The organism is Acidovorax sp. HMWF018, assembly GCF_003061035.1.
GTDB lineage: Bacteria > Pseudomonadota > Gammaproteobacteria > Burkholderiales > Burkholderiaceae_C > Acidovorax > Acidovorax delafieldii.
On the sequence record NZ_QAIM01000480.1, the window covers coordinates 9974 to 10363 of the forward strand.

At 64.6% G+C, this 390-nt stretch carries 1 pseudogene; it reads right to left on the minus strand.

What is annotated here, in order from left to right:
* Positions 1–216 precede the first annotated feature (216 nt).
* Positions 217–390: pseudogene (locus DBR23_RS20410) on the minus strand (hemolysin III family protein); the annotation flags it as partial.

A 390-nucleotide genomic window follows, 5' to 3' on the forward strand; every position in this document is an offset into this window, starting at 1 on the left:
AGTTGCCATGATGTTTTTTCGTTGATTGGAATGACGATGGGCCCTGCCTCTGCGGGCGAGGACCTGCGTGATTTTAGGTGCGATAACGCCAGACGCGATAGGGCCTGCGTGCCGCAGGTGTTTGCAGCCGTCGCATGGGTGCGGTGCCAACTGCTTGCGCAGGGCCCGCGAGGTCGTTGCAGGAGCGCGCTTTGCGCCCCCTTGTTGTCTGCGTGGCTAAGCTGCCGCCTGCAGGCCCAGCACCGCGATCACGTGACAGCCCGTGCCTGCGATGACACAGCCATGCCAAACGGCGTGGGCGTAGCGCACTACGGCGTCCATCACAAAAAACACCACACCGGCCGTGTACGCGGCCCCGCCGATGACCAGCCAGGCGGCACTCACGGCGGG